The sequence below is a fragment of the Leucobacter chromiireducens genome (assembly GCF_003917135.1).
Classification (GTDB): domain Bacteria; phylum Actinomycetota; class Actinomycetes; order Actinomycetales; family Microbacteriaceae; genus Leucobacter; species Leucobacter chromiireducens_A.
The window spans coordinates 1-1,160 of sequence record NZ_RPDI01000073.1 but is presented as its reverse complement, the minus strand read 5'-3'; the positions used below and the strand labels follow the sequence as shown (position 1 = coordinate 1,160).

Below are 1,160 nucleotides of genomic sequence, written 5' to 3'. Positions count from 1 at the left end.
AGGGGCGCGCCGGCGGGGGTGTCAGGGAAAGCCATGCCCCCATTCTCCCACGGCTGAGCTGGGGCTCTGGCCGGGGGAGCGGGGGCATGATCCCGCGCAGGGAGCGGGCCCCCGCGCCTACCCCTGCAGCGTCGCCGGGTCGATGATCTCGTCGGCAGCCGGCGCCTCGATGGCGACCGGCTCGCCCCACCGGGTGAACTCCTGCGTCGCGGTGCCGAGGCCGGCGACGTTCGGCATGACGATGCGGCGGGGCAGGTCGTCCGAGCCAACGTACATCTCGTATACGACGGAGTCGCCGAGCTGGGCGACGAGCGCATCGATGTCAGTGCCCTCGGGAACGCTCGCCGCGAACATCTTCTCGGTGTCGAGGGTGAGCGTGAGGTGCGTGGTCTTCACGCCGTCGATCTCGGTGGCGTCGGGCTCGGCCGTGAAGTCGGTGAGGGCCTCGCGGAACGCCGCGAGCTGGGTCTCCGGGTTCACCTGCGCGATCATCGCCTCGATGTCGCCTGCCGAGGCGTCGTCGGCTGACATGTCGATGAACTTGTTCTGCGACAGTTCGCCCATGTTCATGTAGAGCTTGCCATCGACGAGCACGAGCTCGCTCTCGACCCCCGCGGTGCTCATGGTCATGCGCATCTTCGCTTGCGCGGGATCCTTCGAGAGCTGCTGGTCCGCCTCGAAGTTGCCGTCCACGCTGTCGCCCATGTCCATCGTGAGGTGCATGGTGCCCGCGGCGAGCTGCGCGGCCGCGATCCGTTCGATGAAGTTGTCCTGAGTGAGGGGGCCGGAGGCCGCTGGCGCCTGCGTCGACCCGCCCTGCTCCGCGGACGTCGACCCGCCCTGCGCCGGGGCGTCGGCCGAGCTGCAGCCCGACAGGGCGAGGCCGCCGGCGAGGATGAGCGACGCGGTGAGTGAGGTCTTCCGTGAAAGCTTCATGGCTCTACGGTAACCGGTGGGGCGTCGGCGCGCACTGGGTGGGCGATCCGGCCGCGGCGGGCCGCGCTGACTAGGCTTGACGCATGCGCCTGATCCTCGCCTCGACGTCTCCCGCCCGCCTGTCCGTGCTGCGCGGCGCCGGCATCGAACCCGTGTGCTTCTCCCCGGAGGTGGACGAGGACGCTGCGGTGGCCGCGCGCGAGGCCGAGCTGGGCCGGGCCCTC

The 1,160-nt window shown here is 70.7% G+C and carries 2 protein-coding genes; one reads left to right on the top strand and one right to left on the bottom strand.

The window, feature by feature from the left end:
- Positions 1 to 117 precede the first annotated feature (117 nt).
- A complete protein-coding gene (locus EGM46_RS14505) occupies positions 118 to 936 on the bottom strand; it encodes a DUF6612 family protein (protein WP_125100822.1) in 819 nt (272 codons plus the stop codon).
- A gap of 83 nt (positions 937 to 1,019) precedes the next feature.
- On the opposite strand from EGM46_RS14505, the gene EGM46_RS14500 reads away from it, so the two are divergent.
- Positions 1,020 to 1,160: Maf family protein (locus tag EGM46_RS14500; RefSeq protein ID WP_206427601.1), on the top strand; the 141-nt coding region annotated here is incomplete at its 3' end.

Bases quoted from the DNA above. Each gene is read 5' to 3' on its own strand.
- EGM46_RS14505 (WP_125100822.1), bottom strand. From the start codon at position 936: ATGAAGCTTTCACGGAAGACCTCACTCACCGCGTCGCTCATCCTCGCC.